We start from the raw sequence: 13,205 nt of genomic DNA on the forward strand, positions 1-13,205 counted from the left end.
TCGGCATGGTCACCCACACACCTGTACGCCGGACGTCGCGCCTCACCCTGATCGCGGTCCTGCTCGTCCTGCTCGCCATCGGCATCGGCCTCATCGGCGCGGTGCGGTCACCGTCGCCGAGCCCGTCACGGACCTTGCTGCCGTGGTCGCCGCAGGTGACGAGCGACGCGACCACCGCGTCCAGCGCTCCCCGGAAGGCCGGCACCGACGTCCACGACGACGGCGCCGACCAGGAGGACGACGTCGTCGACGAGGAGGACGGTGTCGTCCCCGACGGCACGACAGTCTTCTCGTCGGCGCCGGCCGTGGCCAGGCTCCACCCCGCACTGCGGTCAGCCCTGCGACGAGCGGCGGACGGGGCCTCCCAGGACGGGGTGCGGTTCGAGGTCAACAGCGGGTGGCGCTCACCGGCGTACCAGGAGCAGCTGCTGCGTGAGGCGGTCGCGAAGTACGGGTCGCAGGAGAAGGCGGCCCGCTGGGTGGCGACTCCGCAGACCTCACCGCACGTGTCGGGCGATGCGGTCGACGTCGGCCCGTCGTTCGCGGCGAAGTGGCTCGGCAAGCACGGCGCGGCGTACGGGCTGTGCCGGGTGTACGACAACGAGCCGTGGCACTTCGAGCTGCGGCCGGACGCCGTGCGCGACGGCTGCCCTGGTCGGTACGCCAACCCCTCGCAGGACCCGCGCCTGCAGTGACCGCCGGGCGGACTGGATGGCGTCCTCGGTTACCATCGCAGCTGGTCTATCCGCCCCCGTAGCTCAGGGGATAGAGCACCGCTCTCCTAAAGCGGGTGTCGGCTGTTCGAATCAGCCCGGGGGCACTGGGAAGTCTCGATCCAGCGGGGCCGAAGATCAGTCATCCTTCAGTCATTTCGTGCAAGAAGCGTACGACGTCAGTCATCAGCACGGTTCGTGCTCGGCGAGGTCGGCCAGCATCGCCCGCCATGCGAACCGCTCGCCCCCGTCCAGCGACGCCAGCCGGCACGTCAGAACGTCCTCGGTCACCCACAGCTCCTCGGCGGCCTCCTCGGCCGGCAGGCACATCCGAGCCACCCGCAGCAGGTCGTTCAGCGGGATCAGCCGGCGCGCGACCTCCCGCTCGACCGCGGCCTCCTCGGCCGCCGACGGCACCTCCGGGATCCCCCGTTCGTCATGGACGAGCTCGTGCATCAGCACGCAGCGCCGCTCCACCTGGTTCAGGTCGCGCGCGAGCACGACGGTCCCGTCCGACTTGATCAGCCCGTGCGTGCGCGGGGGTAGCTCCGCGAACACGACATCGAGGTGTGGGCGTCCCCTGAGCGCCCGCCACGGATGCATCATGCGGAGAACCTAGGCGTGGCGTGCGACACCGGTCACATCTCGTCTCCCGGGTCCTGGTTCTCCTCGCCGGCCGCGTCGGCCTCGGCCTGGCGTGCGCGCCGGTTCTGCTCCGTCTGACCGCCCTCGTTCGCCGCGACCCGCAGGTCCGATAGGCGCTCCTCTGCGCGCCCGCTGCCTGCCTTGCCGTACACCTCGGCCTCCAGCGCCTCGATGCGGTCCTGTAGCTCGCTCACCCAGTTCTCCACGTTGTTGATGTAGCCCGGGTCCGAGTATTGACCGCTGAAGACGGGGCCTTCCCCGATGGACAGGGCGCCCGGCACCTTCCTCCAGTTCCCGCCAGAGTCGGGCCACAAGGTCTTCAACGCGGCGACCAGACGATCCTCCCGGACGGACTGCCCTGACTCGATCCGGTCCCACGTTGCAGCGTTCAGCCCAGCCGCCTGGTAGGCGCCTGACTTGGTGCCGTACTTGGCAGTCCTCTGGTCCTTGACGCGCTGCGCGATTCGCTCGCGATCCGTCTGGTTCATGTCCACGCGCCAACCGTGCCAGACACACCTAGGAACATCTACATCCGCTCAGGAACACCTGCACCCACTGAGTGAGCCCAGCAAATGACAGCGATGTCTTTCCGCAGGCCAACTGACCAAATGTTCCTGTTTCCATCTGTTGCCATGTGTTCCTAGGTGTGGTTATCTACTCCCATGAACCCCACCGCTACGACCGTCGAGGTCAACGGCTACGCGCTCCGCGAGCTGCGGGTCCGCTCCGGCATCGGCGTCGCGGATCTCGCCGATCAGGTCGGCGTCAAGCGCCCCTACATCGCAAAGATCGAGCTCGGCCACAGCCGCCGAGTGAGCCCGAAGGTCTACAACGCTCTGCTCGCGGCGCTCGCCATCACCGACCGCCGAGTGCTGATGGCCAACCCGCACGCCGCCGCCGAGCAGATTTCGGAGGCCTCCTGATGTACGACGTTCAGCCCACTGGCCCGAGGGCTGTCAGCCCGTTCGACTCGATCCGTCAGACCCGTGAGGACGGCTCGGAGTTCTGGTCCGCCCGCGACCTGATGCCGCTACTCGGTTACGACAAGTGGGAGCGCTTCGAGGGGAGCGTCGAGCGGGCCAAGCAGTCAGCGATGGCCCAGGGCAACAACGCTGTCGATCACTTTCCCGGCGCCGGGAAAGTGATCGAGGGGGGTCGCTGGGGCCAGCAGACCGTCGCTGACTACAGCCTCACCCGCTTCGCCTGCTACCTCGTCGCGATGAACGGCGACCCGCGCAAGGCCGAGGTCGCCGCAGCCCAGGCGTACTTCGCGGTCCGCACCCGAGAGGCAGAGACCACGCCACCGCGCGAGCTGTCGTTCGAGGAGATGACGCTCCGGGTCATCACAGAGTCCCAGGAGCGCATCCAGGCGCTCCAGGGCAAGGTCGCAGAGTTGGAGCCGAAGGCCGAGATCGCTGACAACTACCTCCTGAGCAAGCCAAACGGACGTCTCGTCCGTGAGGTCGCCAAGACGCTCAACATCAAGGAGACAGCGCTCCGCGCCTTCCTCCTCGAAGAGGGACTGATCTTCCGCCGGCAGTCGCTCTGCGGGTCTCTGACCTACGACTTCAAGGCCGAGTACCGGGCGCACTTCGAAGCCAAGGCAACGGTCGTGAACCACAACTTCGGCGCGTGCGACCACTACACCCTCTACGTCACGCCGCGGGGCGTCGACCTCATCCGGAAGCGCATCGCTGATCGGAAGGCGGCGATCGAGGGGGCGCTGCCCTGATGGAGCAGCTGTCGTACTCGCCAGATCAGGCGGCGCGGGCGATCGGGAAGTCCCGTCGCCTCATCGACCGAGCGATGAACGCGACCGATGCCCAGGAAGCCGGGCTCCCGCTGCTGCCGAGCAAGCGGATCGGGAACCGCGACCGGCTGATCCTCCACGCCGACCTTGTCGCGTGGCTGCAGCAACTCCCTGACGCCTGACCGCCGCGACGGCATACGCCCCGGTTCGAGTCCGGGGGCGGCACGCAGCAGATGGACCAAGGAAGACCGGGACTCGCCAGGGTGCACCTCGCCATCGAGGGACGCCCGGTCTGACGGCTACGCCACCGTCGATAAATCAACAGTGAATCTGTGACAAGTACCGATGAATCCCGAGCAACACCAACGGGATTCACGCTCGCGAGCCGCCAACGAACGTGGGGCGGCGACCTGGGTCCGATCCCCGGCGCGAGTGCTGCGGCCTGCCGTACCCCCGTGCGATAGGCCGCTCGTCGTCGAGCGCGGAGACCAGTCCATCCACCCGTTTGGGAATCGGAGGCAGCGAATCCACGTCGCTCGGCGGCACGGTCCGGCCGCTCCCCGCTCATCCCCCTATCAGTGGGTCGAGCGGCCGGGCCACTTCAACCACCCCACCCGGAAGGAGATGCGATGACCGCACTCGAAGCGACCACTGCCCCGATGAACAAGGTGGAGGCCGAGCGCATCACCAACCGAATCTCGTTGCGCCTCGACACGATCGCTGACAACTACACCGCGGTGATGCCTCTGATCCGTGAGGCCATCGAGCGGCAGGCGTACGCCGCGCTCGGGTACGCATCCCCCGGGGCGTACGTGTCGGAGCGGTTCGGCGACACCCTGACCCGGCTCGGTGCGCCGCTTCGGCGCGAGGTGGTGCGCGAGCTGACCGAGGCCGGGCTGAGCACGAGGGCGATCGCGCCGGTCGTCGGCGTCACGCACAAGACGGTGGTCAAGGATCGCCAGGCGAGCGAGGTGGTACCCGAGGTACCACCTGCACCGCAGCCCATGGTCAACGTCGAGACCGGCGAGGTCTCCGACGACTACGAGCCCGAGGCCGACTACGTCACCGACCAGGCCGACCTCGACGCACGACCTGAGCCGACGCCCGAGCCCGAGCCCGAGCCGCAGAGGGTGACCGGGCTCGACGGCAAGACCTACACCCGGCCACAGCCGAAGCCGAAGCGGAAGCCCCTCCCAGACGCGTTCTGGCAGGCCTCCTACGACCTCCGCAAGGTCACCGAACGGATCGGACGCCTCGCCGAGGACGACCGATTCGCCCAGAACGCGGAGAAGGTCGCCGCGGCGAACCGCAGCGACCTTCTCCGAGCACGAGACCTGCTGAACCAGGTCATCGAGTCCCTTCCAGAAATCCACTGAGGAGTTTACATGAGCACGCTCACCCTGAACCCGATCACCGGCAACCTCGACACCGGCACCGATGGTCCCCGCTCCGGGCTGATGACGATCACCCCCGCTCAGGCTCGAGACATCCTCGCCGAACGGAACACCCGCAACAGGACGATCTCCCCCATCCATGTCGCCAAGCTCGCCCGCGACATGGCTGGCGGGAACTTCCTGAACAACGGCGACTCGATCCGGTTCGCCACAGACGGGACCCTCCTCGACGGCCAGCACCGGCTCGCCGCGTGTGTGAAGTCAGGGGCGACGATCCGCGTGTTCGTCGTGTGGAACCTGCCGGCCGAAGCGCAGGCCACGATGGACGACGGCCGTAAGCGCGCCATGTCCGACGTGCTGCAGCTCAGCGGCCAGTCGACCCACGCGAAGACGACGGCGAGCATTCTGCGCCGCACGATCATGCTGGAGCGCGGTTCACTCACGAACACGTCTCTCTCCCCCACCAAGCAGGAGATGCAGGCGTACCTCGACCAGCACCCAGAGGTCGTTGACGCCGCTGTGGTCGCCGACCACACGCGCGGCGCGAAGGGAATCCGTTGCGCTGCAAGCACTCTCGGACTCGCCTACTACCTCTTCGCTGCGAAGTCGCGGCCGATGGCTGACGAGTTCTTCGGGGCACTGCGCACCGGCGCCGGCCTCGAGGAGGGTAGCCCGATCCTCGTTCTGCGGAACCGGCTCTCGGTCGATGGGAGCACGCGCCTCGCGACGGAGTCGCCCGAGGTGCTGGCGTGGTTCATCAAGGCGTGGAACGCCTGGCGTCAGGGCAAGTCGATGAAGATCCTGCGCCACAAGGCTGGCGACTCCTGGCCCGAGGTCCGCTGATGGCCGACCTCCGAGCGCCGTCGCACATGGTCGTGATCGCCGGCCCGGTCGACTCGACGTACTGCACCGACGACCCCAGCTTCATCCACCTCACGCCGGCAGGCACCGGGCCCGGACGGGAGAACGCGTGGCAGATCAGCGTGGACCGCCGCGACGCGATGTCGCTGCTGCGGGCGCTGGTCGAGGCGATGGACATGGAGGACTTCCACCCCGGTTCGAGTCCGGGGGCGGCACTCAGCACCACCAGCAGCTTGAAACGTGAATAGCAGGACGCGCCGAGGATACGGGCCCCTACTGGTACGGGGCGCACACGCCGTGAGGGAGCGAGCGAACCGGACTGCCGTGACGGCACACCGGACCAGCGCAAGGCCCCGGCAGACAACGTAAGCGCGTCCCTGTCCTAGTGAAGTACCCCAAGGGCAACGAATCCTGTTGTCCTGCAAGCGATCCCGCGGTCAGCGCGCGGCCCGTGCACAGTCGGGCGATCGCACCGCGACCACCGTGCCCGTTCCCCCCTGTCCGGGCTGGCAGGTCGCTCCGCCCGGCCGCTCCCCTGACCTCCCCCCTGATGGGTCGAGCGGCCGGGCACCTCACACCCACCCCGACGACGGGAGGCACCACCGATGAAGCGATGGGCGAAGTGGGCCGTGACCGAGCTCGAAGCGCTCGGGTACGCCTACGACCACGAGAACGCCTCTGGCGTCATGACGTTCACGCACCCGAGCGGTGCCGCACCGATCGGGCTGTCGCAGACGGCTGACGAGCGGGTCGCCCGTGACGTGGCCAGGATGGCGCGGCGTGCGACCGGGCAGCACTACGGCCGCGGGAAGCGTGACCCTGCGAAGGCCCGTGATCGGAAGGCCGCAGCACGTGACCGGCAGCGCGCGGAGTACGCGAAGCGGCAGCGTGACCGCCTGATCGCGGTGAAGGAGGCCGGCCTCAACGGGCACGGCCGGGCCCTCACCGCTGGGCAGATGAAGGACATCGAGTGCCTGATACGTGCGCAGGACAAGGCGATTCACGACCTGCGGGTGCTGATGGCGGCACCGAAGGGCGGCCCTCAGCGGGCACGGCACGAGGCGGGTCAGCGATGAGCACCGGCCAGGAGCTGCGTGATGAGGGCACGGCCGCGGTGATCGCGGCTGATGTCGCACCGCACCGCGGGTACGGCGACCACGTCCGCGCCGCGCTCGACGCCCTCGCGAACGGAGGTATGACCTTCACCGCCGAGGACGTCCGTGAGCTCGCCGACAAGTTGGCGCCCGCCGACGTCGAGCCGCACAGCCCGAACCTCATCCCCGCCGTGATGGGTGGGTGGGCGTCCGCCGGCCGTATCCACGCGGTGCGGATGACGAAGACCACGAGGGCGTCGCGCCGGTACAGCCGGAACCTCGTCTGGCTCGGCGGGCCCGAGCCGGAGTGACCACCTGTCTCCGCTGGTGGGCCCGATGCCCATGGACTCCGCGAGGTCTCAGCGGGGGCAGGTGCCAACAGACCGGGTCGGGCGGCGTTCTGTGGCGGTCCGTCGCCCGCCCCGCACCACATCCGAACAGCAGTCAGCCCCGGCGCTCCACCTACCACAGCGCGCGCCGGGGCCAACCAACGAAGGGATCTTCCCATGAACGACCTCGTCTACCTGTTCGTCGCGCTCCTCGCCGGCGCCTACCTCGCGTACGTGCTCCGCAAGGACTGGAAGCGCGCCGGCCGCCAGATCGACCAGGTGCGGGCCGAGTTCGCGCAGTCGGCGTACCAGCGTCGCCCGGCCGAGCACGAGGACCACGTCCCGTGAACGCCGACGCCGCCGTCGGCCTCGCATGGCTGGCGCTCTCCCTCATCTTCACCGCCGCGGTGATCTACCGCGCGACCCGGAAGGACCACCGATGAACACCACCACCGAAGAGACCAAGAAGATCGCGGACCTGCTCCGCGCCAACGCCGACATCTTCGACCAGATCGGCCACCCCGCGTGCGCGGACATCAACCGCACCGAGGCCGACAAGCTCGACCCGCCCGCGGAGACGACCCTGGTGGACGCCATCCGCGCGCTGCGGGACCGCAGCGGGAGGGAGACCGCCCGCTGCTACCTGCTCGGGACGATCGTGGGCCGACTGTCCATCCCTCGCCCGTTGGACGAGACCGAGCGCGACCGCTTCATCGAGGCCATCGGCGTCACCTTCGAGCCCGAGCAGGTCGACGCCGAGGGCGGTGAGACCCGATCACTGGAAGCCGTGAACGCCTTCTGGGCGGAGAGGACCACCGCATGAGCACCGACCAGGACAAGAAGACCGCCGAGGGCACCCCGTGAGCATCACCATCGACGTCCACGGCGACCACGCGTGGTTCACCACCACCGACGGCCCGCTCACCCGGACCACCCTCGACGACGCACAAGACGCGCTCGCTCGCCTCTACAAGGCGCAGAACACCCGCGACGTCGAAACCGTCGACCTCGCAGGGCAACCCGTCGCCGAGCAAGACCTACGCGAGCTCATCACCGGCATGGAACGCGACATCTGCCACCGCTGCGACCGCTACCCCTGCCCATCGCACGCCGCGCACCTCGACCAGGAAAGGACTGACCCGCTATGACCGTCAAGACGATCAAGGTCCAGATTGCCGTCACACCCGAGGCACTGCGCGGCGCGTCCCAAGCCCTCACGCCAGAGGTGCACGGTGCCGCGATCACCGTCCTCGAAAAGGTCGCCGACCTGATCGAAGAAGACAGCACCCGCACGAAGCTGCTCGCCTCGATGCTCGGCGGCGAGCCTCGGTGAGCGACGTCGCAGCCGCACCACCCGCCGATTCCACCCGGCACCCGAGCCGTGGGACGCCTGACCGGACAGCACAGGTCAGGCAGGCGTCCCACCACCAACAGAGCAGCACCCCGGCCCGCACCTACCACAGCACGACCGGGGCACCACCACCAGAAACGAGGATCCCATGAACGACCACGACATGCACCACACGATCACCGCGCACGTGCTCAACGAGACCGCGCTGCACCGGCAGTCGCTCGCCGAGCTGCACCGCGACAAGGGCATCGCGAAGGCGCTGCGCATCCTCAACGGCCGGGGCAGCGACGCCCGCCGCAACCGCCGCGCGCTCGCCGTGCTCCGCAAGGCAGACCGGGCCGCGCTCGCGTACGACCCGATGCCGGCCGACCTGCCCGACCGCGTGCTCGCCACGCTGCGCGCCGAGGTCGCCGCCTGATGCCCGCCACCGACCACGACCAGGACAAGAAGACCGCCGACGCGCTGCGCGTCGCCTCCGACTACTACGCCGGCCCCGACCCCGTGCTCGCGGCCGGGCTGCGCGAGGACGCCGACAAGCTCGACCCGGCGACCGCCGAGCACCCGAACGGCACGCTCGCCGTAGTCACGTACCGAATCAGCGCGACGCGGGTCGAGCACGTGACGTACGCGACCCGGCTGCACGGCGCATGGTTCCACGCAAGCGGGTTCCTCGTGTGTAGCGAGCCTGCCGTCGTTCGCGTCGAAGTCATCCCGACCGTGCCCGAGGGACACCGCGCCGTACGCAACGTCGGCACCGGGTGCCCGCGCTCGTACTCCGCCACGCTGCGCGCGAACAGCTTTGACTACGCGGCCGACGTGCTCGACGCCTACCTCGACGCCGAGGCCGAGGGGCGTGCATGAGCTACGACGACACGTGCCGCCGGTGCGGTGCGACGTTCCCCGGCAAGCCGTGCGAGGCGTGCGGCTCGACGACTCGGCTGCACGTTCACCACAAGGACCGGAACTGGCGGAACGACGAACCGGCGAACCTGATGACGCTGTGCGCGTCGTGCCACCTGAGGCTGCACTGGCGGGAGGACAGGGAGCAGCGGATGGCCTCGAATACGTGGGTCAAGGCTGCACGTGCAAACACCGCCTGAGCGCGAGGTTTTCAGAGTTCTTGATGGGACTGCCCGACGGGCACATCACCGACCCCGCGATCTGGCACGGAATGAAGCCCTCGACCGCACGCAACGCACAAATCAAGGCAGCCGGCAACGGCGTCGTCCCACAGCAGGCGTACGCCGCGTGCCTCGCGTTCGCCGGGGACTTCGCCACCGAGTACGCCGCCTAAACCCCGCACCTACCCACGCAAGGACACCCTCTGATGCTCCCCGGATCCGACATCGGCACGTACATGCGCGCCGGCCTCTCGTACAAGCCTCTCCCCGACACCGCCGGGCACCTCGTGCACGGCGCCCGCGTCACGGTCGCCGAGCACGCGACGAGCACGGACGACGCCCGCCGGCTGCTCACCATGCTCGGGCTCATCGACGCACCCGAACGGCAACCCGCACCCGTCGACGTCGCGTACGTCGCCGCACCCGTGCAGCTCGACGACGAGCACCCCGACGTGCTCGCCGCGACCCGGCTGTCGCCGTTGCGCCGGCAGGTCGCCGCGCTCGACGCGCTCGGCATGTCGACCGCGAACAGTGCGCGCATCCTCGGCGTGCACCCCCGGTCGGTATCCCGCTCGCGCGCCGAGAACCGCCACAACGGGCGGGTCGCAGCATGAACGGGTACGACACCGACCCGCTCGTGCAGAACGACGAAGCCACCTACCACGCCGACCGCAGCAGCCTGTCGCAGTCCGGCGCGAAGCTGCTGCTCGACTGCCCGGCCCGGTTCCGGTACGACATGGCGCACCCCGTCACCAAAGCGGCGTACGACATCGGCCACGCCGTGCACGAGATGATCCTCGGCACCGGGCAAGGCGTGCACGTCGTCGACGCGGCCGACTGGCGCACCAACGCCGCGAAAGACGCAGCGAAGGCCGCACGCGAGGCCGGCCGGGTTCCTTTGCTGCGCAAGGACTTTCGCGAGGCCCGCCGCATGGCCTCCGCCGTGCGCAACCACGACATCGCCGGTCCGCTGCTCGCCCGCGAAGGCGTGTCCGAGCGGTCGATGTACGCCGAAGACCCGCAGACCGGCGTGATCTTGCGCGGCCGGTTCGACCGGCTCACCACGCACCCCGCCGACGGGCGCCCCGTGTTCGTCGACGTGAAGACCACGCCGAAGGGAGGCAGCAACCCCGCGACGTTCGCGCGCAAGGTCGAAGAGTTCGGCTACTACGTGCAGGCCCCGTGGTACGTCGACCTCGCGAACGCCGCCGGCGTGATCGACGACCCCGACGCGCTGTTCGTGTTCGTCACCGTCGAGAAGGAACCGCCGTACCTCGTCGGCGTGCACACCCTCGCCGAGTCATGGATCGACGCCGGCCGCGAACGCGCCCGCCACGCGATCGACCTGTACGCCGACTGCCTCGCCCGCGATCACTGGCCCGCGTACGCCGACCGCATCACCGAGCTGCACCGGCCCGGATGGGCCGCATGACCACCACCGACCAGAACGACCCGAAGGGACGCACCATGACCAACACCGAGCTTGAGCAGCACCGCGCCGGCACCGACCTCACGATCGCAGAGGGACAGCACGCATTCACCGACCAGCAGCGCGCCGCGCTCGCGCACATCGGAGTCGCCGACGCGCCCGAGGGCGACCTCGGTCTGTTCTTCCACGTCGCGAAGCGATCCGGTCTCGACCCGTTCGCCCGACAGATCTACATGATCGGCCGGCAGGAGTCGCAGCCGAACCCGAACGGCGACGGGTGGGTCAAGGTCACGAAGTGGACGATCCAAACCGGCATCGACGGGTTCCGACTCATCGGCCGCCGCGCCGCCGCTCGAGCACGACAGACCGTGTCCGTCGAAGCGGTCGAGTGGGCCGGCGAGCAGCGCGGGTGGTCGCCCGTGTGGTCGAAGTCGTGGGGCAACCCCGTAGCGGCCCGCGTCACGATCCGCCGTGACGGCGACCCGTTCACCGCGACCGCACTGTTCGACGAGTACGCGCAGACGAAGCGCAACGGCGAGCTGACCCGCATGTGGGCGCAGCGGCCCGGCGGGCAGATCGCGAAGTGCGCCGAGGCTCTCGCGTGGCGTATGGCGTTCCCGCAGGATCTGTCGGGTATCTACACCGACGACGAGATGCAGCAGGCCGACCGGCCCGCCGAGGCCGCCGCGACGGCGCCCGCGCGTGACCGACTCGCCACCCTCGCCGTACCGGCCGCCGAGCCCGACGTCGTCGACGCCGAGGTCGAGCCCGACGAGCCCAGCCTCGCCGAGCTGTTCGACCGCGTCGGCCTGCCCGACAATGCCGCACGCCTCGCGTTCTGCCGCGAGCTCACCGACCGGCCCGACATCGCGACCGCGGCCGACCTCACCAACGACGAGATGCGCGCCGTCCGGGCCGCGCTCATCGAGCAGCACGACGAGCAGAACAAGGCGGCCGAGTGATGTCCGCGATCGTCCGCGGCAACGCCCACGCACTCCCCATCGCAGACGGCGCGGTCGACCTGATCGTCACGTCGCCGCCGTACTTCGGTCTCCGCTCGTACCAGGACGGCGGCGAGCACTACGACGGGCAGCTCGGCGACGAGGCGACCCCGACCGAGTTCGTCGACGCGCTCATCGAGTGCACCCGCGAGATGGTCCGCGTGCTCAAGCCGTCCGGTTCCCTCTGGGTCAACCTCGGCGACAAGTACAGCGGCGCACAGCAGCAGAACAGCAGCCGACAGTCGACGATGTCCTCGTCGGACTACTGGCGACGCAGCAACCCGAAAGCGATCGGCATCCCGAATAAGTCCCTCATGGGCATCCCGTGGCGGTATGCCCTGCGGTGCATCGACGACCTCGGGCTGATCTTGCGCGCTGAGGTGATCTGGTCGAAGCCGAACGGGCTCCCCGAGTCCGTCACCGACCGCGTACGCCGCTCGCACGAGCAGTGGTTCCACTTCACAGTTGAGCCGCGCTACTACGCCGACGTCGACCCGATTCGCGAGCCGCATAAGTCGGCCCGGACGCAGCCGCGCGACGGCGGGGCCCCGTCCCCGTGGGGTCGCGCCGGGAAGTTCGGCGACGTCACAGGCGAGCGGCACAACACCGGCAACGCGGCCGGCTCGCTACCGGGCTCGGTCTGGTCCATCGCCACCGAGCCGTTGCACGTACCCGACCACCTCGGCGTCGACCACTTCGCGGCGTTCCCGACCGAGTGGCCGCGGCGCATCATCCGCGCCTGGTCGCCCGCCGGCGGCGTCGTGCTTGACCCGTTCGGCGGCACCGGCACGACCGCGCTCGTCGCAGACGCGCTCGGCCGACACGGCATCAGCGTCGACATGTCCGCCGACTACTGCCGCCTCGCGACCTGGCGCACCACCGACCCGAAGCAACGCGCGAAAGCTGCAGGACACAAGCCACCTGCGGAACAGATCGAGGGGCAACGCGCGATGTTCGACCTCGACATCGAGGTCGCGTCATGACGCCGCACGACGTCGCCCGCCGGCTCATGCTGCCCGACGGCCGCGGATACAGCGAGTGTTACCGCGTTCCGGTCGCCGAATGGGACGTGCTGACAGAGTTGTCGGTGTCCTGACGTGGCACGTATCCGCACGATCAAGCCGTCGATGTTCTCATCGCTGACGGTCTGCGCGTGGCCGATTGACGTCCGATGGACGTTCGCCGGGCTGTTCACCTACCTCGACGACGTCGGCCGCGGGCTCGACGAGACCCGGCTCATCAAGGCCGAGCTCTACCCGCTCGACGACAAGATTACGCCGAAGAAGATCGACGAACACCTTTGCGCCATAACGGAATCCGGCCCGTTGTGCCGGTACGTCGTCGACGGCAAGCGCTACCTGCACATCGTGTCGTGGCGCGAGCACCAGCGTGTCAACCGCCCGACACCCTCACGCATCCCGCCGTGCACCATCCACGACAAGCCGGGTGAGGAATAGTGACCGACTCACTGAGCCCTCACTGCACCCTCACTGAGCGTGTTTGCAAAACCCTGTCAG

Annotated in this window: 24 protein-coding genes and 1 tRNA gene; 23 read left to right on the forward strand and 2 right to left on the reverse strand. The window is 69.0% G+C overall.

The genetic code is table 11. The features are described from left to right. Positions 1 to 5: 5 nt before the first annotated feature. A complete protein-coding gene (locus tag VV01_RS14340; protein WP_050670469.1) occupies positions 6 to 695 on the forward strand; it encodes a M15 family metallopeptidase in 690 nt (229 codons plus the stop codon). A gap of 52 nt (positions 696 to 747) precedes the next feature. After that, positions 748 to 820 (forward strand) — tRNA-Arg (locus VV01_RS14345). 79 nt (positions 821 to 899) lie between these two features. Here VV01_RS14345 and VV01_RS14350 read toward each other — a convergent pair. Together VV01_RS14350 and VV01_RS14355 are read right to left on the reverse strand one after the other, a co-directional pair. After that, positions 900 to 1,214 (reverse strand): hypothetical protein, encoded by a 315-nt coding sequence (locus tag VV01_RS14350; RefSeq protein ID WP_157508849.1) that lies wholly within the window; start codon positions 1,212 to 1,214, stop codon positions 900 to 902. A gap of 137 nt (positions 1,215 to 1,351) precedes the next feature. Continuing rightward, positions 1,352 to 1,852 (reverse strand): hypothetical protein, encoded by a 501-nt coding sequence (locus VV01_RS14355; protein WP_050670471.1) that lies wholly within the window; start codon positions 1,850 to 1,852, stop codon positions 1,352 to 1,354. A gap of 168 nt (positions 1,853 to 2,020) precedes the next feature. On the opposite strand from VV01_RS14355, the gene VV01_RS14360 reads away from it, so the two are divergent. The 21 genes from VV01_RS14360 to VV01_RS14450 all read left to right on the forward strand — a co-directional run bounded on the left by VV01_RS14360 (position 2,021) and on the right by VV01_RS14450 (position 13,145). Further along, on the forward strand, positions 2,021 to 2,281 hold the full coding sequence (locus VV01_RS14360; protein ID WP_050670472.1) for a helix-turn-helix domain-containing protein: 261 nt from the start codon (positions 2,021 to 2,023) through the stop codon (positions 2,279 to 2,281). Continuing rightward, positions 2,281 to 3,090: a phage antirepressor KilAC domain-containing protein gene (locus VV01_RS14365; protein ID WP_050670473.1), complete on the forward strand. Its 810-nt coding sequence runs from the start codon at positions 2,281 to 2,283 to the stop codon at positions 3,088 to 3,090. The genes VV01_RS14360 and VV01_RS14365 overlap by 1 nt, the downstream gene beginning before the upstream one ends. Continuing rightward, the gene (locus tag VV01_RS14370) at positions 3,090 to 3,290 is read left to right on the forward strand and encodes a hypothetical protein (RefSeq protein ID WP_050670474.1); all 201 of its coding nucleotides are present in this window, start codon (positions 3,090 to 3,092) and stop codon (positions 3,288 to 3,290) included. Before VV01_RS14365 ends, VV01_RS14370 begins: the two co-directional genes overlap by 1 nt. Before the next feature lie 447 nt (positions 3,291 to 3,737). Further along, on the forward strand, positions 3,738 to 4,484 hold the full coding sequence (locus tag VV01_RS14375) for a hypothetical protein (RefSeq protein ID WP_050670475.1): 747 nt from the start codon (positions 3,738 to 3,740) through the stop codon (positions 4,482 to 4,484). 9 nt (positions 4,485 to 4,493) lie between these two features. Then, entirely contained in the window at positions 4,494 to 5,345 is an 852-nt protein-coding gene (locus VV01_RS14380; RefSeq protein WP_050670476.1) for a hypothetical protein, read from the forward strand. After that, a complete protein-coding gene (locus tag VV01_RS14385; protein WP_050670477.1) occupies positions 5,345 to 5,611 on the forward strand; it encodes a hypothetical protein in 267 nt (88 codons plus the stop codon). The genes VV01_RS14380 and VV01_RS14385 overlap by 1 nt, the downstream gene beginning before the upstream one ends. Before the next feature lie 357 nt (positions 5,612 to 5,968). Beyond that, positions 5,969 to 6,439 (forward strand): hypothetical protein, encoded by a 471-nt coding sequence (locus tag VV01_RS14390; protein WP_050670478.1) that lies wholly within the window; start codon positions 5,969 to 5,971, stop codon positions 6,437 to 6,439. Beyond that, on the forward strand, positions 6,436 to 6,768 hold the full coding sequence (locus tag VV01_RS14395; RefSeq protein ID WP_050670479.1) for a hypothetical protein: 333 nt from the start codon (positions 6,436 to 6,438) through the stop codon (positions 6,766 to 6,768). Before VV01_RS14390 ends, VV01_RS14395 begins: the two co-directional genes overlap by 4 nt. Before the next feature lie 195 nt (positions 6,769 to 6,963). Next, complete coding sequence (locus VV01_RS23390) at positions 6,964 to 7,134, forward strand: hypothetical protein (RefSeq protein WP_157508850.1); 171 nt, start codon at positions 6,964 to 6,966, stop codon at positions 7,132 to 7,134. A 91-nt stretch (positions 7,135 to 7,225) separates the two neighbouring features. Beyond that, entirely contained in the window at positions 7,226 to 7,609 is a 384-nt protein-coding gene (locus VV01_RS14400; protein WP_050670480.1) for a hypothetical protein, read from the forward strand. A 37-nt stretch (positions 7,610 to 7,646) separates the two neighbouring features. Next, a complete protein-coding gene (locus VV01_RS14405; protein ID WP_050670481.1) occupies positions 7,647 to 7,934 on the forward strand; it encodes a hypothetical protein in 288 nt (95 codons plus the stop codon). Continuing rightward, entirely contained in the window at positions 7,931 to 8,119 is a 189-nt protein-coding gene (locus tag VV01_RS14410; RefSeq protein ID WP_050670482.1) for a hypothetical protein, read from the forward strand. The genes VV01_RS14405 and VV01_RS14410 overlap by 4 nt, the downstream gene beginning before the upstream one ends. A 166-nt stretch (positions 8,120 to 8,285) precedes the next feature. Then, a complete protein-coding gene (locus tag VV01_RS14415) occupies positions 8,286 to 8,555 on the forward strand; it encodes a hypothetical protein (RefSeq protein ID WP_050670483.1) in 270 nt (89 codons plus the stop codon). After that, a complete protein-coding gene (locus VV01_RS14420; protein WP_050670484.1) occupies positions 8,555 to 8,998 on the forward strand; it encodes a hypothetical protein in 444 nt (147 codons plus the stop codon). The genes VV01_RS14415 and VV01_RS14420 overlap by 1 nt, the downstream gene beginning before the upstream one ends. Continuing rightward, entirely contained in the window at positions 8,995 to 9,237 is a 243-nt protein-coding gene (locus tag VV01_RS14425; RefSeq protein ID WP_050670485.1) for an HNH endonuclease, read from the forward strand. Before VV01_RS14420 ends, VV01_RS14425 begins: the two co-directional genes overlap by 4 nt. Positions 9,238 to 9,260: 23 nt before the next feature. Further along, positions 9,261 to 9,431 carry a hypothetical protein gene (locus VV01_RS23395; protein ID WP_157508851.1) on the forward strand — a complete coding sequence of 57 codons (171 nt, stop codon included), beginning with the start codon at positions 9,261 to 9,263 and terminating at the stop codon, positions 9,429 to 9,431. A gap of 33 nt (positions 9,432 to 9,464) precedes the next feature. Further along, on the forward strand, positions 9,465 to 9,872 hold the full coding sequence (locus VV01_RS14430) for a hypothetical protein (RefSeq protein WP_050670486.1): 408 nt from the start codon (positions 9,465 to 9,467) through the stop codon (positions 9,870 to 9,872). Continuing rightward, positions 9,869 to 10,690, forward strand: coding sequence for a PD-(D/E)XK nuclease-like domain-containing protein (locus VV01_RS14435; protein ID WP_050670487.1), 822 nt, complete (start codon positions 9,869 to 9,871; stop codon positions 10,688 to 10,690). Before VV01_RS14430 ends, VV01_RS14435 begins: the two co-directional genes overlap by 4 nt. Continuing rightward, positions 10,687 to 11,649, forward strand: coding sequence for a recombinase RecT (locus tag VV01_RS14440; protein WP_197275050.1), 963 nt, complete (start codon positions 10,687 to 10,689; stop codon positions 11,647 to 11,649). The genes VV01_RS14435 and VV01_RS14440 overlap by 4 nt, the downstream gene beginning before the upstream one ends. Further along, positions 11,649 to 12,671, forward strand: a complete 1,023-nt coding sequence (locus VV01_RS14445; protein ID WP_050670489.1) for a DNA-methyltransferase — start codon at positions 11,649 to 11,651, stop codon at positions 12,669 to 12,671. The genes VV01_RS14440 and VV01_RS14445 overlap by 1 nt, the downstream gene beginning before the upstream one ends. A gap of 114 nt (positions 12,672 to 12,785) precedes the next feature. Then, entirely contained in the window at positions 12,786 to 13,145 is a 360-nt protein-coding gene (locus tag VV01_RS14450; RefSeq protein WP_050670490.1) for a hypothetical protein, read from the forward strand. Positions 13,146 to 13,205 lie beyond the last annotated feature (60 nt).

The organism is Luteipulveratus halotolerans (genome assembly GCF_001247745.1).
GTDB classification, from domain to species: Bacteria; Actinomycetota; Actinomycetes; order Actinomycetales; family Dermatophilaceae; genus Luteipulveratus; species Luteipulveratus halotolerans.